This is a genomic window from Limnospira sp., assembly GCF_051859755.1.
Taxonomy (GTDB): Bacteria; Cyanobacteriota; Cyanobacteriia; order Cyanobacteriales; family Microcoleaceae; genus Limnospira; species Limnospira fusiformis.
The window spans coordinates 54,191-54,543 of the sequence record NZ_JBIMLI010000009.1 but is presented as its reverse complement, the minus strand read 5'-3'; positions in this window follow the sequence as shown (position 1 = coordinate 54,543).

Genomic DNA, 353 nt, shown 5'->3' with positions numbered 1-353 from the left:
GGCTAATTGTTTAGGGGGGTGGCGAGCCACTGTGGAAATTGTGGAAATTGTGTTTAAATTTGACTTTGGTTAAGGGTTCCATCCTGTCAGCATCTGTGGAAAAACTGTGGAAAATCCATCAAATCGATAGGGATTTGGTCTGGTTCAATCCCCTGTCAACCTTAGTATTTGGGAATAATAGGCAAGTTATCCACAACATTTTCCACAGGGTATGAGTTCAGGTTGAAGATAGGTAAATCGAGAAAAAAGTGCTTTAACGCCAATCGACCCCCCCACATGAGGAAAGCGACAGGCTGGGGAACCACCCCTGGCGGCTAGAAACAGCATAAAAGCCATTGAATAAGACCCCGGGG